We start from the raw sequence: 18,702 nt of genomic DNA on the forward strand, positions 1-18,702 counted from the left end.
ATCAACGTCCACTGTGCTTAAACGGCGCGGTCTTATTAACGCTGGGTGCTCCTACTTCAGGGTGTTCCGGAGACCTGGCGGCAGTATAGGCTGTTCACATTCCCATTACAATTCCCACACAAATGCTTTGGTCACATTTGACCAAAACAGTGATCTGGGTCATAGATTTCACAAATGATACAAATTTAATTATGGAGTTTGACATTAGATCAACATTTCCATTACATATAGGCAAGCAATCTCCCCTATGACCTGAGGCTTATCAGATGGCTCTTCCCTGGTCGCCTAAGTTATGCAACAGTGTATTAACGGAACACGTGCCATTTGTGATGACAATTGAAAGGCCCTCACAGGGCTTAGCACACCGCACGTTGAGCGATGTCGTAGGGTGAGGCGTTCTATCACCCCGAGATTACTGAGTCGTTAACAACCAGGAACACAGCTTGTCAGCCCTCTACTGGTCAGCCACAGTGTCCGGTCTTCCGGACTGGGCCGCATGCCATGAACGCTGTACCCCTCCCCATTTACAGCCGCTCATGCACCGACAGGCATCCGGTATTCCCGGAGAACGGGCCTCGGTTGTAACAGATTTTAATAATAAGGCGCTAAGGAGACAGTAAAATGGCTGACAAGAAAGCGACACTGACCCGCGAGGGGAGTGATCCGATTGAACTGGATGTCCTAACCGGTACCCTCGGTCAGGATGAACTTGACGTCCGTAGCCTGGGTTCCAAAGGGCTGTTCACGTTCGATCCGGGTTTCACCTCGACCGCATCCTGCGAATCGAAGATCACCTATATCGACGGCGATGAGGGCATCCTGCTGCATCGCGGTTTCCCGATCGACCAGTTGGCGCAAGAGTCCAACTATCTGGAAGTGTGCTACATCCTGCTGTACGGCGAAGCGCCGACCAAGGCGCAGTTTGATGAGTTCCGCACCACCGTGACGCGCCACACCATGGTGCACGAGCAGATCACCCGCCTGTTCCACGGCTTCCGCCGCGACTCCCACCCGATGGCGGTGCTGTGCGGCGTGACCGGCGCGCTGGCGGCCTTCTACCACGACTCGATTGACGTGGAGAATGAGCGCCACCGCGAGATTGCCGCCTTCCGCCTGCTGTCGAAAATGCCGACCGTGGCCGCGATGTGCTACAAGTACTCCATTGGCCAGCCTTTCGTCTATCCGCGCAACGACCTCTCCTATGCCGGTAACTTCCTGCATATGATGTTCGCCACCCCGTGCGAAGAGTATAAGGTGAACCCGGTGCTGGAGCGCGCCATGGATCGCATCCTGATCCTGCACGCTGACCATGAGCAGAACGCCTCCACCTCTACCGTGCGTACCGCTGGCTCCAGCGGCGCGAACCCGTTCGCCTGTATCGCCGCAGGCATCGCCTCGCTGTGGGGGCCGGCACACGGCGGCGCCAACGAGGCCTGCCTGAAGATGCTGGAAGAGATCAACACCGTGGAGCACATCCCAGAGTTCCTGCGCCGCGCCAAGGACAAGAACGACTCGTTCCGCCTGATGGGCTTTGGCCACCGGGTCTACAAAAACTACGACCCACGCGCCACCGTGATGCGCGAAACCTGCCACGAAGTGCTGAACGAGCTGAACATGAAGGACGACCTGCTGGAAGTCGCCATGGAGCTGGAGCACATCGCGCTGAACGACCCCTACTTCATTGAGCGCAAACTCTACCCGAACGTCGACTTCTACTCCGGCATTATCCTGAAGGCGATGCGCATCCCCTCCTCCATGTTTACCGTGATCTTCGCGATGGCTCGCACCATCGGCTGGATCGCCCACTGGAACGAGATGCATCAGGAAGGCATCAAGATCGCCCGTCCGCGCCAGCTCTACACTGGCTACGATCAGCGCGACTTCAAGAGCCAGATCAAAGGCTAAGTCCCTCGCAGTTCATGCCCACCGGGAGACGCCAGTCTCCCGGTTTTTTTTCGCTGCGCGGCGGGGCCACCCTGACCGCCGCCCCCCTCTCCCCCCAGTTACCGGTTCTATCTCAGCAGCGCCAGCGAGCCGCGCGGCTATGGCGTCTGGCTCACCCAGCCTGACGCGCGGATGACCGCCACCGGGATGCGGGGGATCAAGGCCACCTTCTGATCGCCTAGCGCTGGCAGGCCGGGCACCAGTAGAAGGGGCGCGAGGAGAGCGTGGTCTTCTCCACCGTGCCGCCGCAGCGCTCGCAGGGCTTGCCCGCCCGCCCAAATACCCGGAAGCGGAACAGCGCGCCGTGGTGTTTATTCTCCTTCACCCGGCCGCGCGTGGCGTAGGAGAGGCGGGCGATGGAGAGCACCGCCTCGGCCAGCGCCTCACGCTGCGTCTCGTCTAAATCTTGCGGCTTGTGGTGGGGAGCAAGCTGCGCCTGCCAGAGGATTTCGGCGCGCAGGTAGTTGCCCAGCCCGGCGATAAAGGATTGGTCAAGCAGCGTACCGGCCAACTGGCGGCGGCGGAAAGCCGGCGACATCAGCCGTTCGCGCACCATGTCAGGCGTCAGCGCGCTGTCCAGCACATCCGGGCCGATGCGCATCAGGAAGGGGTGCTGCTCAATCTCCTCCGTCATCCACAGCGAAATGTCCGAGGCGCTCAGCAGCAGCGCCGCCTTGTCGGCGGTCTCCAGCCGCACCCGCAACGAGCGCTTGCCAGCCGGGGCCTCGCCCGGCTTCATCACCCGCCAGACGCCATACAGTTGGTTATGGCTGTAGAGCGTCATGCCGTTGGAGAAGTGGGTCAGCAGCGCCTTGCCGCGCGTCTCAAACCGGATGACGTGGGTGCCGATCAGTTCTGACTGATAGGGTTGCAATTGGGGAAAGGCAAACCAGACCTCGGTCAGCGGCTTCCCGGCGATGGCTTTCTCGATTTTGTCGGCGGCGCGTCGAATCTCCGGGCCTTCAGGCATGGGCACAACTCCTTGGCAGCTAAAGAGAGGCACGCCGCAGCGTGCCTGTTAACGCCTTGAAGTATAGCGCAAAATCAGTGGGTCGCGCCGCCACTTACCAGCAGGTCGCGTTCGGTGCTCAGCGCAATGGCAATGGTCAGCTCCAGCGCGGTCAGCACCGTGGAGGCCGCCATGCTGGGCGCGCCCGGATGGTGCGCCGCCTGCTCCGGCAGGTAGGGAATGTGGATGAAGCCGCCCTTGATGCGCGAGTTGCCGCGGCTGTGCAGGTGGTGCAGCAGGCCGTACATCACATGGTTGCAGACGTAGGTGCCAGCGCTCTGCGACACCGCCGCCGGAATGCCCGCCTCACGCAGGCCGGTGACAATCGCCTTAATGGGTAGCAGCGAGAAGTAGGCGGCCGGGCCGCCCGGCACCACCGGCTCATCCACCGGCTGCTGGCCCTGATTGTCCGGGATGCGCGCGTCATCGACGTTGATCGCCACCCGTTCAAGGCTGATCTCCGCCCGCCCGCCAGCCTGACCCACCGCCAGCACCAGCCGCGGTTGCGTCTCCTCAATCGCCGCGTGCAGCGCCTCCAGCGCATGGTGGAACACGCAGGGCAGTTGGCGCGCCACGATGTGCGCCCTGCCCAGCTCCATATCGTGCAGCCGCCTCACCACCTCCCACGAGGGGTTGAGGCGCTCGCCGCCAAAGGGTTCAAATCCTGTTACCAGTACCGTTTGCATACTTTTCGCCCCCGGTTTGCCGCCCCCTTGGGCAGCCCTATGATCAGCATAGCCAGTGGCTTATAAAAACATCAAAAAGTAGAGCAGGAAAATGTTAACCAGCAACAGCGCCAGTCCGGTGGGGATCTGCGCCTTGATCACCGCGTTGCGATCCGGCAGCTCCAGCAGCGCCGCCGGCACCAGGTTGTAGTTGGCGGCCATCGGCGTCATCAGGGTGCCGCAGTAGCCGGAGAACATGCCGATCGCGGCCATCACCGCTGGGTTGCCGCCCTGTTGCAGCACCAGAATCGGGATGCCAACGCCCGCCGTGACAATTGGGAAGGCGGCGAAGGCGTTGCCCATGACCATTGTCAGCAGCGCCATGCCAATGGCGTAGACCGCCACCGCCACCAGCCGGTGGTCAACCGCCAGATAGCTCTGCGTCAGGTCAGCGATGGCGCTGCCGACGCCAGCAGCGGTGAACAGCAGCCCCAGCGTCGCCAGCAGTTGCGGCAGGATGAATGCCCAGCCGATGGCGTCCAGCAACCGGCGCGCCTCCTGCACTGATTGCAGCGCCGAGTCGCGCGTCATCACCAGCGCGATGCCCAGCCCAATCAGGCAGCCCACCAGCATCGAGAAGAGCGTCACCAGCGCTGGCGGGCTGCCGGTGCCGAATACCGCGCCCGTCAGTCCCGGAATGTTGTTGAAGGCCAGCACGCCGAGCACCGTCACCACCGGGATCGCCAGCGCTGGCAGGAACAGCCGGTTGCCGAGGCGGGCCGCGCTCTCGCTGCGCGCCCGCTCACTGCGCTGGGAGTAACTGCCGAGCCGCACGCCGCCGCAGCCAGCGAGCAGTGCCATCACCACCACCAGCACGCCCACCAGAATGTGCAGGCCACGGGTGCCGTCGCCACCGGTTACTTGCCCGACCCACTCCGCCGCCCAGTCGCCGAGCAGGAAAACCAGCCCATACAGCCCCCAGAACAGGCCGGTAAAGAGGCGGCGGGGGTTGGCGCGATCGCGCAGCGAGAGCAGCGCCACCAGCAGCAGCAGGATGCCTGCCAGCGTATAGAGATATTGTTGCTGGAACATCAGTGGCCCCCTTTGCGCGTCAGCGCGGCGTCATTAAGCGCCGCCAGCTCCCGCTTGAGTTGGCGATCCATCCGGTTGAGGCGGAAGGCGTGGATCAGGAAGGCGGCCACCGCCGTCGGGATGCCCCACAGCGCAATGTGCAGCGGCTCCGTCTCAATGCCCGCCGACTCCTGCATAAAGTTGTGCATGAAGATGATGGCCCCGAAGGCCACGAAGATATCCTCACCGAAAAACAGCCCGATGTTGTCGGTGGCGGCGGCCATCGCGCGCAGGCGGTGGCGGGTCGCTTCCGGCAGGTGGCCGTCACGGGCGGCGGCACCCTCGGCCATCGGCGCCAGCATCGGCCGTACCATCTGCGGGTGGCCGCCCAAACTGGTCAGCCCCAGCGCGGCGGTTAACTCACGCGCCAACAGGTAGACGGTCAGCAGGCGGCCCGCGGTGGCGCTGTGGATGGTGGCGATAAACGCCTGCGCCCGCTCCTTCAGGCCGTGGCGCTCCAGCAGCCCAATCACCACCAGCGGCAGCAGTAGGATCAGCGGCAGCGTGCGGGTGTTAAGGAAGCCGCTGCCCAGTTTCTCCAGAATGTCCGTGACCGGCATGGCGGCCGCCAGCCCGGTGACGATGCCAGCGACCATCACCACCAGCACCGCGTTAAAGCGCAATACAAACCCCACCACAATCACGGCAATGCCGATCAGCGGCCACATATTCACAGCCTGTTGCATATTCCCTGCTCCCAGATAAAAACGCCGGGTGCGGCCCGGCGTGTGATGCGTGATGCCGCACAGGGCGGCGGTGTGATTAGGCGGCGCGCACCGCAATCTGCCGCTCGGTGAAGCTGCGGCGCAGCAGCCGGGCGAAGGCCAGCGCGTGCGCGCCGTCGCCATGCAGGCAGACGGTATCGGCGCGCACCGGCACCGTCTGGCCGTCGCGGCTGATCACCTGCCCGTGCTGGACCATATGCAGGGTCTGTGCCAGCGCCTGCTCGTCGCTCTCAATCAGCGCATCCGGCTGGCTGCGCGGCACCAGCGAGCCATCGGATTGGTAACGGCGGTCAGCGAACACCTCTTCGCGCGTCGCCAGCCCCAGCCGCTGCCCGGCGCGGATCAGCTCGCTGCCCGCCAGCCCCACCAGCCGCAGTTGGCTGTCCACCGCCTGCACCGCACGGGCGATCGCTTCCGCCAGCGCTGGCTCCTTGGCCGCCTGGTTGTAGAGCATACCGTGTGGCTTGACGTGAACCAACGCGCCGCCCTCGGCGCGGGCAATCGCCGCCAGCGCGCCCACCTGATAGAGCACCTGCGCATAGACCGTCTCCGGCGGCAGTTGCATCGCCGTGCGGCCAAAGTTCTCCCGATCCGGGAAGCTGGGATGTGCGCCGATGGCGACGCCGAACTCGCGCGCCCAGCGCACCGACTGCACCATGGTTTGCGCGTCGCCTGCATGGAAGCCACAGGCGATGTTGGCGGAGCTCACCAGTTGCAGCAGTTCGCGGTCGTTGGCGCACCCCTCGCCCAAATCGGCGTTTAAATCAACGTTCATGTAACCCCCACTGCACCTGTTGCAGGAAACGCGCCTGCTCGGCCTGCGCCTGATGCGCCTGCTCCAGCGTGCACTTGATAAAGTGAATCGGCTCGCCCAGCCGGATCTGCGCCAGATGGTAGAGATCTGCCTCGATGATGCAGGCAATGCGCGGGTAGCCGCCGGTGGTCTGGGCATCCGCCAGCAGCACAATCGGCTGGCCGTTGCCCGGCACCTGCACCACGCCCGGCAGCAGGCCGTGGGAGAGCATCTCGCGGTCGGTGGTGCGCTCCAGCGCATGGCCATGCAGCCGGTAGCCCATGCGGTTGCTCTGCGGGCTGATCTGCCACGCCGTGCGCCAGAAGGACTCCCGCGCCGCCGGGCTGAACTCCAAATACTCCGGCCCCGGCACCGCCCGCACGCGGTTGTTGAACAGCAGCTGCTTGATGCCGGTCGGGCGGCGCGGCAGATACTGCGGCGTGCCGAGCGGCAACAGGTCATCATCCCGCAGCGCGCGCCCCTGATGGCCGCCGATGCCCGCCTTGACGTCGGTACTGCGCGACCCCAACACTTCCGGCACATCAAAGCCGCCAGAGACAGCCAGGTAGCTGCGCATCCCGCGCTTGGGCATCTTCAGCACCAGCCGCTGCCCCGGCTTCACCCGGTAGCGCCAGCCGGTCCAGAGCTTTTCGCCATCCAGTTCAGCGTCACAGCCCGCGCCCGTCAGGGCGATCCAATCCTCACGCAAAAATTCGGCGCAGAACTGGCCGAGGGTGATCTCCAGTGCCGCCGTCAGCGGCGCGTTGCCGACCAGCAGGTTCGCCAGTTGCAGCGCCGGTAGATCCAGCGCGCCCGTCTGGCTGATGCCGAGCGCCCGGAAACCGTGGCGGCCCTGATCCTGAACGGTGGTCAGCATCCCGGCACGAACAATTTTCAGCATACGCCCTCCTTCTGCGGCACAAAGCGCACGCTGTCGCCCGGCTGCAACAGCGTGGGCGGTTGCTGCTCCGGCATGAACAACCGGCTCGGCGTGCGGCCAATCAACTGCCAGCCGCCGGGCGAGGCCAGCGGATAGATGCCGGTCTGCTCACCGGCGATGCCAACCGAGCCAGCCGGCACCTGTAGGCGCGGTTCGCCGTGGCGCGGGGTGGCAAGCTGCGCTGGCATCCCGCCCAGATAGGAGAAGCCCGGCAGGAAGCCGAGGAAATAGACGATATAGTGGGCCGAGGCGTGCGCCTCCACCACCTGTTGCGGCGTCAGCCCGGTATGGCGCGCCACCCCCGTCAGATCGGGGCCGTCCGCACCGCCGTAGATCACCGGGATCTCCACCTGGCGCGCCTCCGGCACCAGTGACTCACTCTCCTCCCACCAGCGTTGCAGCCGCTCAATGGCGTCCAGCGCCACTGCCTGCGGCTCGGCCAGCAGGATGGTCAGGTTATTCATGCCCGGAATGGCTTCCCGCACTTCCGGCCGCTCGCGCAGGCGCGCCGTCAGCCCCCAGATGCGCTGCTGGCTCAACAGCGAAATCGGCGGCTCAAGCTCCAGAACGACCGCGCGCTCCCCCAACAGATAACAACGTGCTCGCTGCACTGGCCACCCCTTAGATAAAGAATATTTATCAATAAAAACATGCATATTTATGCTGCAAATATTGGTGCGCTGTCAACCTGTTACGTGGCAGCGGCCTCACGCCCTTTCACACCTGCTAGTATCAAGTGTATCGGGTTGTTCATCCTGCGCCGGTGAAGGTGCGCCGGGGCGCCTCATGCCCCGCCTTTCTTGCATGGAATAAGGGAGATAGCGTGAAAAAAACCTTGGGCGTCTTTTTTCCCCTCTACACCACCACCCTGTTGATGCTGCTTGGCTCCGGCCTGCTGACCACCTATGTCTCGCTGCGGCTGACGGCGATGCAGGTGGGCGGCATGTTGATTGGCGCCATCATCGCCGCCCACTACATCGGGCTGGTGATTGGCGGCAAAGTGGGCCATGTGCTGATCGCCCGCGTCGGCCACATCCGCGCCTATGTCTCCTGCTCCGGCATCATCACCGCCGCGGTGCTCGGCCACGGGCTGACGGACAGCCTGCCCGCGTGGGTGGGGCTGCGGCTGATCATCGGCCTGTGCATGATGTGCCAGTACATGGTGCTGGAGAGCTGGCTTAACGATCAGGCGCAGTCGGAGCAGCGCGGGCTGGTGTTTGGTTTCTATATGGCCGCCTCCTATCTCGGGATGTCGCTCGGCCAGGTGGTGCTGATGTGGCAGGATGGGCTGGGCATCAGCACGCTGCTGCTGATCGCGCTCTGCTTTGCCCTCTGTCTGGTGCCGATTGCCCTGACCACCCGCACCCACGCCAACCACATGTCGCCCGCGCCACTGGAGCTGAAGTTCTTCCTTGGGGCGATCCCCAAGGTGCTGGCGCTGACGCTGCTGACCGGCATGGTGGTGGGCGCGTTCTATGGGCTGGCCCCGGTCTACACCAGCCAACAGGCGCTGACCACCCGCCAGACCGGGCTGTTCATGGCGCTGGCGATCTTCGCCGGGCTGCTGGCGCAGTTCCCGCTGAGCTGGCTCTCCGACCGCTACAACCGCAACCGGCTGCTCTGCATCGGCGCGCTGCTGTTGCTGCTGGCGGCACTGCCGCTGGCGCTGCTGCCGCGCCTGCCGTTCGCGCTGCTGCTGGGGATCGGGTTCGTGGTCAGCCTGATGCAGTTCTCGCTCTACCCGCTGGTGGTGGCGCTGGCCAATGACCAGATTGCGCCGGAGCGGCGGGTGTCGCTCTCCGCCTGTTTGCTGATGGCCTTTGGCGTTGGCGCCTGTCTTGGCCCGCTGCTGGTCGGCTCGCTGATGGAGCCATTGGGCGGCCATATCCTCTACGCCTTCTTTGCGCTGTGCGGCGCGGTGATGGCGGCACTGGCGCGGCCGGTGCCACAGGCGGAGGAGGTGCCGCTGGCCGAGGATGCGCCGGTGCCGCACGCCGTGATCCCCGACAGCCTGACCAGTTCGCCGCTCTCGCCAGCGCTTAACCCGGCGTTTGATGAGCAGCAGATCCAGGAAGCGATGCCGGTGAATGATGATGACTCAGCGTCCCCCTTCCCGCCGCAGGGGGCTGACCCGGACGCCGACACCGGCCTGCAAAAAGCCTTTATCCTGCTCGAGGATGACACCCTGCCCGAGGAGCCGGAGAAGCGCGTTCATCACGGGTAGCGCGCTGGCCAGCCAGATCCCGCTCTGGCTGGCCTATTATTACTTGCCTAACCATGATCATTGAAATAATAAATTTCCTTAATCAGGCTAAATTATGAGAAATAGATCTCATCTTTCGCCCATTTTTTATGAAAAGAATAAATCACATTAATGTGATGTTTATTTTTTGCCGTCCTTGCACACTCTATTTATAAATTCCCCACTGCCGGACTGTTGGTTCTGCCAGCGGCAAGCGAACAGCCGTTACGCTTATTACATCCTGATTTTTATTTTAATAAGGAGGATTTTCCCACCCACTTAATCACTGTAATGGCAGTAAGGAACCACTATGAAAATAGGCATCGATCCCGGACATGGCATGGCAAACCGCAAGGCGGGGGTCTTTGATCCCGGTGCCGTGCACACCCCCTCACACCCGCCGCTGTTTGAGGCGGATGTGGTACTGGAGTATGGGCTGGCGCTGAAGGAGCGGCTGCGCTCAGGCAGCTTCGAGGTGTTTATCACCCGTCAGGATAGCCAGACGCCGACGCCGCTGTCGCAGCGCGCCCAGCGCGTCAAGGAGGCGGGCAGCGACATCCTGATCTCGCTGCACCTCAACGCCTCGGACAATCCCGCTGCTCAGGGCGTCGAGGTGATCTATAACCGCGACAATAGCAAGCCGTTGGCGCAACTGATTCAGGATCGGTTGGTGAGAACCACCCATTTCCGCGACCGGGGAATAAAAAACCGCCCGGAGTTGGCGGTATTAAAATTTACCGGGCCAGCGGTATTAATTGAATTGGGTTTTATCAGTAACGAGCACGATCGAAATACCTTGCTGGAGGCGGAGGTGCGCGAGGCAATTAATGATGCCATCGTTGACGCGCTGGATGAATTTATCCAATCCCGCCAAGCCATTCCGGCCCATATGGCTTAACAAAGGGGGCAGCGCCCTGCCCCCACCGCATCAGGCTGGGTTGTCGATGTCGATGAAGGTGACATCCAGCCCATGCGCCCGCGCCAGCCACTCGCCGAGCGCCCGCACGCCGCCGCGCTCGGTGGCGTGGTGACCGGCGGCAAAGAAGTGCAGTCCCATCTCACGCGCGATGTGGATGGTCTGCTCCGACACCTCCCCGCTGATAAAGGCATCGACGCCAAACTCCGCCGCCTGCTGGATAAAGCCCTGCCCGCCGCCGGTGCACCACGCGACGCGGCGGATGGTGGCCGGTGCGTGGGTGTCGCTGTGCAGCACGCTGCGCCCCAGTTGCTGCTCCAGCCGCTGGCGCAGCGCCTCGCCGGTGAGCGGCGTGGCCAGCTCGCCCCACGGCACCAGTGGCACCACCTCGCCCCGCACCTCAATTCCCAGCATCTGCGCCAACTGCGCGTTATTGCCCAGCTCCGGGTGCGCGTCCAGTGGCAGGTGGTAGCCGTAGAGGTTGATATCCTCGGTCAGCAGGGTCTTCAGGCGGTTGCGTTTCATGCCGCGCACCACCACCGGCTCGTTCTTCCAGAAGTAGCCGTGGTGCACCACGATGGCATCGGCCCGGTGCGCGACGGCGGCGTCCAGCAGCGCCTGACTGGCGGTCACGCCGGTGACGATGCGTTGCACCTCTTCACGCCCCTCCACCTGGAGGCCGTTCGGCGCGTAGTCTTTGAAGTCGCTGACGTTGAGTTTCTGGTTGATGAGGCGTTCCAGTTCGGTATTGCGCATGGTTCATTTCCTTGGTGGGTCACGCAGGGCGTCAAAAGGTCAGGCGGTCGCCCTGCTGCATAAAGATAAAGTTAACCCCGAGGCGGTTTCCGGCGTCAAGTTGCTGTTTCACCTCGGCGGGCACATCCTTGCCAGCCTGCAACGACGGCTTGATGTGGGTGACCACCACCGGCAGGCCGCGCAGCGCCTCCTCGCCACCGCTGAGCGTCGCCAGCCGCGCCAGTTCGCTGAGCAGCAATGCGGGCGTCAGGTGGCCGTAGAGCCGGTCGCTGGGCTGGTCATCGGCGTAGGAGCTCTCCAGCATGATGCCCTTGAGCTGGCGCGCCTGCACCAGCGGTGCCAGCGCCTCCCAGGCGGCGTGCAGGTGGCGGGAGCGCTCGACGGCATCCGCGCCGGTGTCGCCAAAGTAGGCGAATGCCTCTTCGCCGTGGCGGATCAGCAGCATCGCCGAAGCGCCGCCCCCATGGCTGAGGGGGTAGATCACGCCGCTCATGCGGGTGTCCGCCAGAGTGAAGCGCTGGCCGGGCGGCGGGGTGTAGATCCGGTAGGTGCCGAGCCGCGTGCCGTTGCCACTGTCGCTGAAGTTGGGCCAGCTTTTCCAGTTGAAGTAGTGGGTGCGCAGGGTGTTGGCGGTGTCGCTGGTGGTGTAAATGGGCTTGCGCGGCTTGTCCTCGGGCGCGTTGAGCAGTAACCCGGCCAGATGGTCGAGGTGGCCGTGGCTGATGAAGTAGCCAGCAATCAGCTCGCGGAACACGTAGCCCTCCGGCGTCAGTGGCGCGGCCTGTTGCGGCGTCGCCTCTGGCAGGCTGCCCTTCGCCAGCGCCTGCCGGATGCCCGGCAACAGCGAGCCAGCGTCCAGCGCCAGCCAGCGCGTGTCCTGATCGCTGCGGATCAGGTAAGCGCTCAGGTTCTGCTGTTCCACCCCGCCACGCACGCCCAGCGCCACCAGCTCAAAGCCAGCCAGTGCCGCCGTCGGGCACAGCGCCAGTAGCGCCGCGCCAATCAGTAAGGTTGCCCGGTATTTTCCTCTGCCCATCTGCCTGCTCCCTGACGATCCTCCGATAGGCCGTCATCCTCAAGGCGTTGCGCATGGCGGCGGGCATCCTCGAAGGCGGCCAGCGTGTCGCGCCGCGCATCGGCATGATCGACCTGTGGTGCCGGATAGTCTAGCACGTGCTGGTGCTGTTCCGCCCAGCGGTGCGGCTGGTGGATGAACTTATCCGGCACCGCCGCCAGCTCCGGTAGCCAGCGGCGGATAAACGCGCCCTGCTTGTCGTAGCGCTCGCCCTGGGTGGTAGGGTTGAAGATGCGGAAATAGGGCACCGCGTCAGTGCCGGTGGAGGCCGCCCACTGCCAGCCGCCGTTGTTGGCGGCGTAGTCGCCATCAATCAGCTGCGACATGAAGTAGCGCTCGCCCTCGCGCCAGTCGATGAGCAGATCCTTCACCAGATAGCTGGCGGTGATCATCCGCAGCCGGTTGTGCATCCAGCCGGTCTGGTTCATCTGGCGCATCGCGGCGTCCACGATCGGGTAGCCGGTCTGGCCGCGCTTCCACGCCTCGAATGCTGCCTCATCACGTCGCCACGGCACAAACTTCGTCCACGGCACGAACGGCTGGTGTTTGTTGAGCATCGGCCAGGCCACCAGCAAATGGCGGTAGAAGTCGCGCCACACCAGCTCATTGAACCAGCCAAAGGCGCTGCCCTCCTGCTGCTCCAGCATCTGCGGGCACTCGGTGCGCAGGCGGTTGAAGCACTGGCGCGGCGAGAGCACGCCAATCGCCAGATAGGCCGACAGGCGGCTGGTGCCCTCCAGCGCCGGTTGGTCACGCTGGCGCGAGTAATCCTCCACCTGCTCGCGGCAGAAGCGGCGCAGCTGCGCCAGCGCCGCCTCCTCGCCCGCCGGGTAGAGCTCGCCATCCGGCTCCTGTTGCGGGTAGTCAAACGGTGTTAACCGGTGACGCGCCACCTCGTCGGTGTGGCGCGGCTTGGGCGCGGGCAGCGATCGGGTGTCCGACTCCGTCAGCCGACGGACAAACGCCTTACGAAACGGGGTGTAGATCTTGTACATCTCGCCCTGCCCGTTCACCACGCTGCCCGGCGGCAGTAGCAGGCTGTCATCAAAGCTGCGGCACAGCACCGTGCCAGCCAGCGCCTTCTCCAGCGCGGCGTCACGCCGCCGCTCATTCAGCTCATACTGGCGGTTGTAGAAAAGCTGATCGACCCGCTGCGCATGGCAGAACTCCACCAGCCACAGCGCGCTGTCGGTGAAGTCCGGGCATTGGTGGTAAAAGAGTTCGATGTGGCGCGCTGCCAGCGAAGCCTGCAACGCCGCCAGATTCTGCCGGATGAAGGCCGCCTGGCGCGGGGCCATGCTGTGGGAGGCCCACTGCGCCGGGGTGGCGATAAACAGTGCCAGCACCCGCGCCTCCGGGTCTTCGCAGGCGGCGTGCAGCGCACGGTTATCCGTGACGCGCAGGTCATTGCGGAACCAGACCAGATGGGTTGCCATAACGTATCCTGTCAACAAACGGGCGGCCCGCAGGCCGCCCGGTTCAGTGTCCGTAGCGCAGGCAGAGCGCTTCGGGATAGGGTTCAAAGTAGCGCTGCTGTTGCAGGTAGCCGTCCGGGAACTCGCGCATGTAGTGCTTGAGCAGCGTGATCGGGGCCAGCAGCGGCTGCACGCCGCGGCGATAGCGATCGATCAGCTGGGTCAGCTCCTGCTTCTGATCCGCCGTCAGCTGGTTGCGGAAGTAGCCCTGCACATGCATCAGCACGTTGGTATGGTTGCGGCGGGTGGCGCGATGGGACATCAGCTTCATCAGCCGGCTGCGGTACTCCACCGTGAACGCCTCCAGCGAATCCCACTGGTCAATGGCGGCGACGAAGCGCCCCAGCTCGCGGTACTCCGGCTGGGAGTGCGCCAGCAGCGACAGCTTGTAGCGGCTGTGGAAGGCGATCAGCCCGCCGCGCGACAGCCCCTGCTTCCACAGCATGTTCAGCTCATAGAGCGCGAACACCCGCTCCACAAAGTTTTCACGCAGCACCGGATCGTGCAGCCGCCCATCCTCCTCCACCGGCAGCCACGGATAGCGCTTCATCAGCTCAGCGGTGTAGAGGCCGACGCCACTTTTGCGCGCATCCTTGCCGTTGGCGCTGTAGACCCGTACCCGCTCCATGCCGCAGCTTGGCGACTTGGCGCAGACAATGTAACCGCACAGGTGGCCGAGCGAACTGACCCGCGTTTCGGCGTAGTGCTGCATGGCTTCGGTGACGTCCACCGACTCATCATTGCTGTAACGCATCACGATGCCCTGATCGGCCTTGACCAGCCTCAGCGCCGGGCGCGGCGTCGGCAGACCGATCGCCATCTCCGGGCATACCGGTTCGAAGCGAACATAGGGGGCCAGCTGTTCCACAGCAAAGCCGAATCGCTTATGCCCCCCATCAAACCGGACATTCTCACCCAGCAGGCAGGCGCTGATTCCAATAGGAATTTTTTCACTCACGACGACTCCCTGGTGTTTTGCATGATGAATTAAGTGTAGAAGAGAGCGGGCCACTGTCCCACCCTCGGGGCCAACAATTTATACAAATTACTGGTTTTGTACAGGTTAGCGTTTAAAAAATTATCAATGAGGGTGATTTTTATCTTTTCTTTACACCCGCACGCCCGATTTTTTCAGCTTCTTTGCCTGCCGCGCCCTAGCCTGCGGGTAACAAAATCCCACAGGAGAAGAAGATGAGTCTCAGCGTAATCGCCGGGGCCGGGCTGGTGCTGTTGGTGCTGGCCTACCTGGTCTATGCCCTGATCCGGGCGGAGGCATTCTGATGACAATGGAAGGCATGGGCCTGCTGGCCCTGTTTATGCTGGTGCTGCTGGCGCTGGCGCGGCCGCTCGGCAGCGGCATGGCCCGGCTGGTGGAGGGCGGGCCGCCGCCGGGGCTGGGCGGGCTGGAGCGCCTGCTGGCACCGCAGCCCAATGAGATGGGCTGGGTGCACTACCTGTTGGCGCTGCTGCTGTTCAACGCGCTCGGGCTGCTGCTGTTGCTGGCACTGCTGCTGGCGCAGGGCGTGCTGCCGCTCAATCCGCAACACCTGCCGGGGCTGGGCTGGGATCTGGCGCTGAACACCGCCGTCAGCTTCGTCACCAACACCAACTGGCAGGCCTACAGCGGCGAAAACAGCCTGAGTTACCTGAGCCAGATGGCCGGGCTGGGGGTGCAGAATTTCCTCTCCGCCGCCAGCGGCATCGCGGTGGCCTTCGCGCTGATCCGTGCCTTCGCCCGCCCCGCCACCGCCACCCTTGGCAACGCCTGGGTCGATCTGGCGCGCATCACCCTCTACGTGCTGCTGCCGCTGTCGCTGCTGCTGGCGTTGATGCTGGTGAGCCAAGGGGTGTTGCAGAACCTTGCGCCCTACCAGCAGGTGGCGACGCTGGAGGGCGGCGTGCAGGTACTGCCGATGGGGCCGGTGGCCTCACAGGAGGCGATCAAGATGCTCGGCACCAACGGCGGCGGCTTCTTCGGCGCCAACTCCGCCCACCCGTTTGAGAACCCGACCGCCTTCAGCAACCTGTTGCAGATGCTGGCGATCTTTCTCATCCCCTGCGCGCTCTGCTTCGCCTTCGGCGAGGTGGTGGGCGACCGCCGTCAGGGTAATGCGCTGGTGTGGGCGATGTCCTTGATCTTCGTGGTCTGCGTGGCGGTGGTGATGTACGCCGAACTGGCGGGCAACCCGCACCTCACCGCCCTTGGCGCGCAGAGTGCCGCCAACCTGGAGGGCAAGGAGGCGCGCTTTGGCATCGCCGCCTCCGCGCTGTTCAGCGTGGTGACCACCGCCGCCTCCTGTGGCGCGGTCAACGCGATGCTCGACTCCTTCACCGCGCTGGGTGGGCTGGTGCCGATGTGGCTAATGCAGATTGGCGAGGTGGTGTTTGGCGGCGTCGGCTCCGGCCTCTACGGCATGTTGCTGTTCGTGCTGCTGACGGTGTTTATCGCCGGGCTGATGATTGGCCGCACGCCGGAGTACCTCGGCAAAAAGATCGACGTGCGCGAGATGAAGATGACGGCGCTGGCGATTCTGGTGACACCGGCGCTGGTGCTGCTCGGCACCGCGCTGGCATTGGCGCTGCCCGCCGGGCGTGCGGGCATCCTTAACCCCGGCGCGCATGGCTTCAGCGAGGTGCTCTACGCCCTCTCCTCGGCCGCCAACAACAACGGCAGCGCCTTCGCCGGTCTGGGCGTCAACACCCCCTTCTACAACCTGCTGCTGGCAGTGGTGATGGCGGTCGGGCGCTTTGGCGTCATTGTGCCGGTGCTGGCGATTGCTGGCTCGCTGGCGGCGAAACCGCGCCAACCCGCGGGGGCGGGCACCCTGCCGACCCACGGCCCGCTGTTTGTCGGGCTGCTGGTCGGCACCGTGCTGCTGGTCGGCGCGCTGACCTTTATTCCGGCACTGGCGCTGGGGCCAGTGGCCGAACACCTTCAGCCCATTGGGCACTCAGGGAGCCTGTGATGACACGACAACCTTCATCCCTGCTGACGCCAGCGCTGTTGCGCGCCGCGCTGCTGGGCGCGCTGAAAAAACTCGATCCACGCGCCCAGTGGCGCAACCCGGTGATGTTTGTGGTCTACCTCGGCAGCCTACTGACCACCCTGATTGGGCTGCAACAGTGGCTGGCTGGCCAACAGAGCGGCTTTACCGGCGCGGTCAGCCTGTGGCTCTGGTTCACGGTGCTGTTCGCCAATCTGGCGGAGGCGCTGGCCGAGGGGCGCAGCAAGGCACAGGCCGCCAGCCTGCGCGGCGTGACAAAGAGCAACTGGGCGAAAAAGCTGGCCGCGCCGCAGCCGGAGGCCGCCCGCGAGCAGGTGGCAGCGGAGAGCCTGCGCAAGGGCGACTGGGTGCTGGTGGAGGCGGGCGACATCATCCCCTGCGACGGCGAGGTGCGGGTGGGCGGCGCGTCAGTGGATGAGAGCGCCATCACCGGCGAGTCCGCGCCGGTGATCCGCGAGTCAGGCGGCGATTTCGCTTCCGTCACCGGCGGCACGCGGGTGCTCTCCGACTGGCTGGTGGTGGAGTGCAGCGCCAACCCCGGCGACACCTTCCTCGACCGGATGATCAGCATGGTGGAGGGGGCGCAGCGCCGCAAGACGCCCAACGAGATCGCCCTCACCATCCTGCTGGTGGCGCTGACCATTGTCTTCCTGCTGGCGACCGCCACCCTCTTTCCCTTCTCCTGGTTCAGCGTGCTGGCGGGCGGCGCCGGTACGCCGATCACCGTCACGGTGATGGTGGCACTGCTGGTCTGCCTAATCCCGACCACCATTGGCGGGCTGCTGTCAGCGATTGGCGTGGCGGGCATGAGCCGGATGCTGGGGGCCAACGTGATCGCCACCAGCGGCCGGGCGGTGGAGGCGGCCGGTGATGTCGATGTGCTGCTGCTCGACAAGACCGGCACCATCACCCTCGGCAACCGGCAGGCCAGCGCCTTCCTGCCCGCGCCGGGCGTGGCGGAGCAGGCATTGGCCGACGCCGCCCAACTGGCCTCGCTGGCGGATGAGACGCCAGAGGGGCGCAGCATCGTGGTGCTGGCGAAACAGCGCTTCAATCTGCGCGAGCGGCCGCTCAGCGCGCTCGGCGCAAGCTTTGTGCCCTTCTCCGCCCAGACGCGCATGAGCGGCGTGGAACTGCCGGGGCGCAGCGTGCGCAAGGGGGCGGTGGACGCCATCCGCCGCCACGTGGAGGCCAACGGCGGGGCCTTCCCGCTGGCAGTCAACACGCTGGTGGAGGGGGTGGCGCGTGAGGGCGGCACGCCGCTGGTGGTGGCCGACGGCAATCAGGTGCTGGGGGTGGTGGCGCTGAAGGATATCGTGAAGGGCGGCATCCGCGAGCGCTTTGCCCAGTTGCGCAAGATGGGCATCAAAACCGTGATGATCACCGGCGACAACCCGTTGACCGCCGCGGCTATCGCCGCCGAGGCGGGGGTGGATGACTTCCTGTCGGAGGCGACGCCCGAGGCCAAGCTGGCACTGATCCGCCAGTACCAAGCCGAGGGGCGGCTGGTGGCGATGACCGGCGACGGCACCAATGACGCCCCGGCGCTGGCGCAGGCCGACGTGGCGGTGGCGATGAACTCCGGCACCCAGGCGGCCAAGGAGGCGGGCAACATGGTCGATCTCGACTCCAACCCCACCAAGCTGATTGAGGTGGTGCACATCGGCAAGCAGATGCTGATGACGCGCGGCTCGCTGACCACCTTCAGCATCGCCAATGATGTCGCCAAGTACTTCGCCATCATCCCGGCGGCCTTTGCTGCCACCTATCCGCAGCTCAATGCACTGAACGTGATGCACCTGCACTCGCCTGCCAGCGCCATCATGTCGGCGGTGATCTTCAACGCGCTGATCATCGTGTTCCTGATCCCGCTGGCGCTGAAGGGCGTGCGCTACCGGGCGATGGGCGCGGCGGCGCTGCTGCGGCGCAACCTCTGGATCTACGGGCTGGGCGGGCTGCTGGTGCCGTTCGCTGGCATCAAGCTTATCGATCTGTTCCTCACCCTGCTGGGCATGGCCTGAAAGGA

The 18,702-nt window shown here is 64.5% G+C and carries 17 protein-coding genes; 6 read left to right on the forward strand and 11 right to left on the reverse strand.

What is annotated here, in order from left to right; all coding sequences use genetic code 11:
* Positions 1-621 precede the first annotated feature (621 nt).
* Positions 622-1,905 (forward strand): citrate synthase, encoded by a 1,284-nt coding sequence (locus C1N62_RS11975; protein WP_137763849.1) that lies wholly within the window; start codon positions 622-624, stop codon positions 1,903-1,905.
* A 217-nt stretch (positions 1,906-2,122) separates the two neighbouring features.
* Here C1N62_RS11975 and nei read toward each other — a convergent pair whose 3' ends face one another.
* The 7 genes from nei to pxpB all read right to left on the reverse strand — a co-directional run bounded on the left by nei (position 2,123) and on the right by pxpB (position 7,818).
* Positions 2,123-2,914 (reverse strand): endonuclease VIII, encoded by a 792-nt coding sequence (nei, locus tag C1N62_RS11980; RefSeq protein ID WP_137763850.1) that lies wholly within the window; start codon positions 2,912-2,914, stop codon positions 2,123-2,125.
* 74 nt (positions 2,915-2,988) lie between these two features.
* Complete coding sequence (gene pcp / locus C1N62_RS11985; protein WP_137763851.1) at positions 2,989-3,639, reverse strand: pyroglutamyl-peptidase I; 651 nt, start codon at positions 3,637-3,639, stop codon at positions 2,989-2,991.
* A gap of 60 nt (positions 3,640-3,699) precedes the next feature.
* On the reverse strand, positions 3,700-4,713 hold the full coding sequence (locus C1N62_RS11990) for a DUF979 domain-containing protein (protein WP_137763852.1): 1,014 nt from the start codon (positions 4,711-4,713) through the stop codon (positions 3,700-3,702).
* Positions 4,710-5,435 (reverse strand): DUF969 domain-containing protein, encoded by a 726-nt coding sequence (locus tag C1N62_RS11995; RefSeq protein WP_137763853.1) that lies wholly within the window; start codon positions 5,433-5,435, stop codon positions 4,710-4,712. The genes C1N62_RS11990 and C1N62_RS11995 overlap by 4 nt, the downstream gene beginning before the upstream one ends.
* A gap of 76 nt (positions 5,436-5,511) precedes the next feature.
* Positions 5,512-6,249, reverse strand: a complete 738-nt coding sequence (gene pxpA, locus C1N62_RS12000) for a 5-oxoprolinase subunit PxpA (RefSeq protein WP_137763854.1) — start codon at positions 6,247-6,249, stop codon at positions 5,512-5,514.
* On the reverse strand, positions 6,239-7,168 hold the full coding sequence (pxpC, locus tag C1N62_RS12005; protein WP_137763855.1) for a 5-oxoprolinase subunit PxpC: 930 nt from the start codon (positions 7,166-7,168) through the stop codon (positions 6,239-6,241). Before pxpC ends, pxpA begins: the two co-directional genes overlap by 11 nt.
* Positions 7,162-7,818, reverse strand: coding sequence for a 5-oxoprolinase subunit PxpB (gene pxpB, locus C1N62_RS12010; protein ID WP_137763856.1), 657 nt, complete (start codon positions 7,816-7,818; stop codon positions 7,162-7,164). The genes pxpC and pxpB overlap by 7 nt, the downstream gene beginning before the upstream one ends.
* A gap of 212 nt (positions 7,819-8,030) precedes the next feature.
* Here pxpB and C1N62_RS12015 point away from each other — a divergent pair, with 212 nt between their 5' ends.
* Together C1N62_RS12015 and C1N62_RS12020 are read left to right on the forward strand one after the other, a co-directional pair.
* Positions 8,031-9,431, forward strand: a complete 1,401-nt coding sequence (locus C1N62_RS12015; protein ID WP_137763857.1) for an MFS transporter — start codon at positions 8,031-8,033, stop codon at positions 9,429-9,431.
* A 328-nt stretch (positions 9,432-9,759) separates the two neighbouring features.
* Positions 9,760-10,347 carry an N-acetylmuramoyl-L-alanine amidase gene (locus C1N62_RS12020; protein ID WP_137763858.1) on the forward strand — a complete coding sequence of 196 codons (588 nt, stop codon included), beginning with the start codon at positions 9,760-9,762 and terminating at the stop codon, positions 10,345-10,347.
* Between the two features lie 30 nt (positions 10,348-10,377).
* Here C1N62_RS12020 and C1N62_RS12025 read toward each other — a convergent pair whose 3' ends face one another.
* Genes C1N62_RS12025 through C1N62_RS12040 form a run of 4 tightly spaced genes read right to left on the reverse strand, consistent with a single transcriptional unit; the run spans position 10,378 to position 14,629 of the window.
* Positions 10,378-11,121 carry a type 2 GTP cyclohydrolase I gene (locus tag C1N62_RS12025; protein ID WP_137763859.1) on the reverse strand — a complete coding sequence of 248 codons (744 nt, stop codon included), beginning with the start codon at positions 11,119-11,121 and terminating at the stop codon, positions 10,378-10,380.
* A gap of 31 nt (positions 11,122-11,152) precedes the next feature.
* Positions 11,153-12,157 (reverse strand): MBL fold metallo-hydrolase, encoded by a 1,005-nt coding sequence (locus C1N62_RS12030; protein WP_137763860.1) that lies wholly within the window; start codon positions 12,155-12,157, stop codon positions 11,153-11,155.
* Entirely contained in the window at positions 12,124-13,632 is a 1,509-nt protein-coding gene (gene phrB, locus C1N62_RS12035; protein WP_137763861.1) for a deoxyribodipyrimidine photo-lyase, read from the reverse strand. The genes C1N62_RS12030 and phrB overlap by 34 nt, the downstream gene beginning before the upstream one ends.
* A 43-nt stretch (positions 13,633-13,675) precedes the next feature.
* Positions 13,676-14,629 carry a DUF523 and DUF1722 domain-containing protein gene (locus tag C1N62_RS12040; protein ID WP_137763862.1) on the reverse strand — a complete coding sequence of 318 codons (954 nt, stop codon included), beginning with the start codon at positions 14,627-14,629 and terminating at the stop codon, positions 13,676-13,678.
* Between the two features lie 233 nt (positions 14,630-14,862).
* On the opposite strand from C1N62_RS12040, the gene C1N62_RS12045 reads away from it, so the two are divergent.
* From C1N62_RS12045 to kdpB, 3 genes are read left to right on the forward strand one after another with little or no spacing between them, the layout of a single operon-like run.
* The gene (locus C1N62_RS12045; RefSeq protein WP_137763863.1) at positions 14,863-14,952 is read left to right on the forward strand and encodes a K(+)-transporting ATPase subunit F; all 90 of its coding nucleotides are present in this window, start codon (positions 14,863-14,865) and stop codon (positions 14,950-14,952) included.
* Complete coding sequence (kdpA, locus tag C1N62_RS12050; RefSeq protein ID WP_137763864.1) at positions 14,952-16,637, forward strand: potassium-transporting ATPase subunit KdpA; 1,686 nt, start codon at positions 14,952-14,954, stop codon at positions 16,635-16,637. The genes C1N62_RS12045 and kdpA overlap by 1 nt, the downstream gene beginning before the upstream one ends.
* Positions 16,637-18,697, forward strand: a complete 2,061-nt coding sequence (gene kdpB, locus C1N62_RS12055; protein WP_137763865.1) for a potassium-transporting ATPase subunit KdpB — start codon at positions 16,637-16,639, stop codon at positions 18,695-18,697. The genes kdpA and kdpB overlap by 1 nt, the downstream gene beginning before the upstream one ends.
* The last annotated feature ends 5 nt before the right edge of the window (positions 18,698-18,702 follow it).

Source organism: Nissabacter sp. SGAir0207, assembly GCF_005491205.1.
GTDB lineage: Bacteria > Pseudomonadota > Gammaproteobacteria > Enterobacterales > Enterobacteriaceae > Chimaeribacter.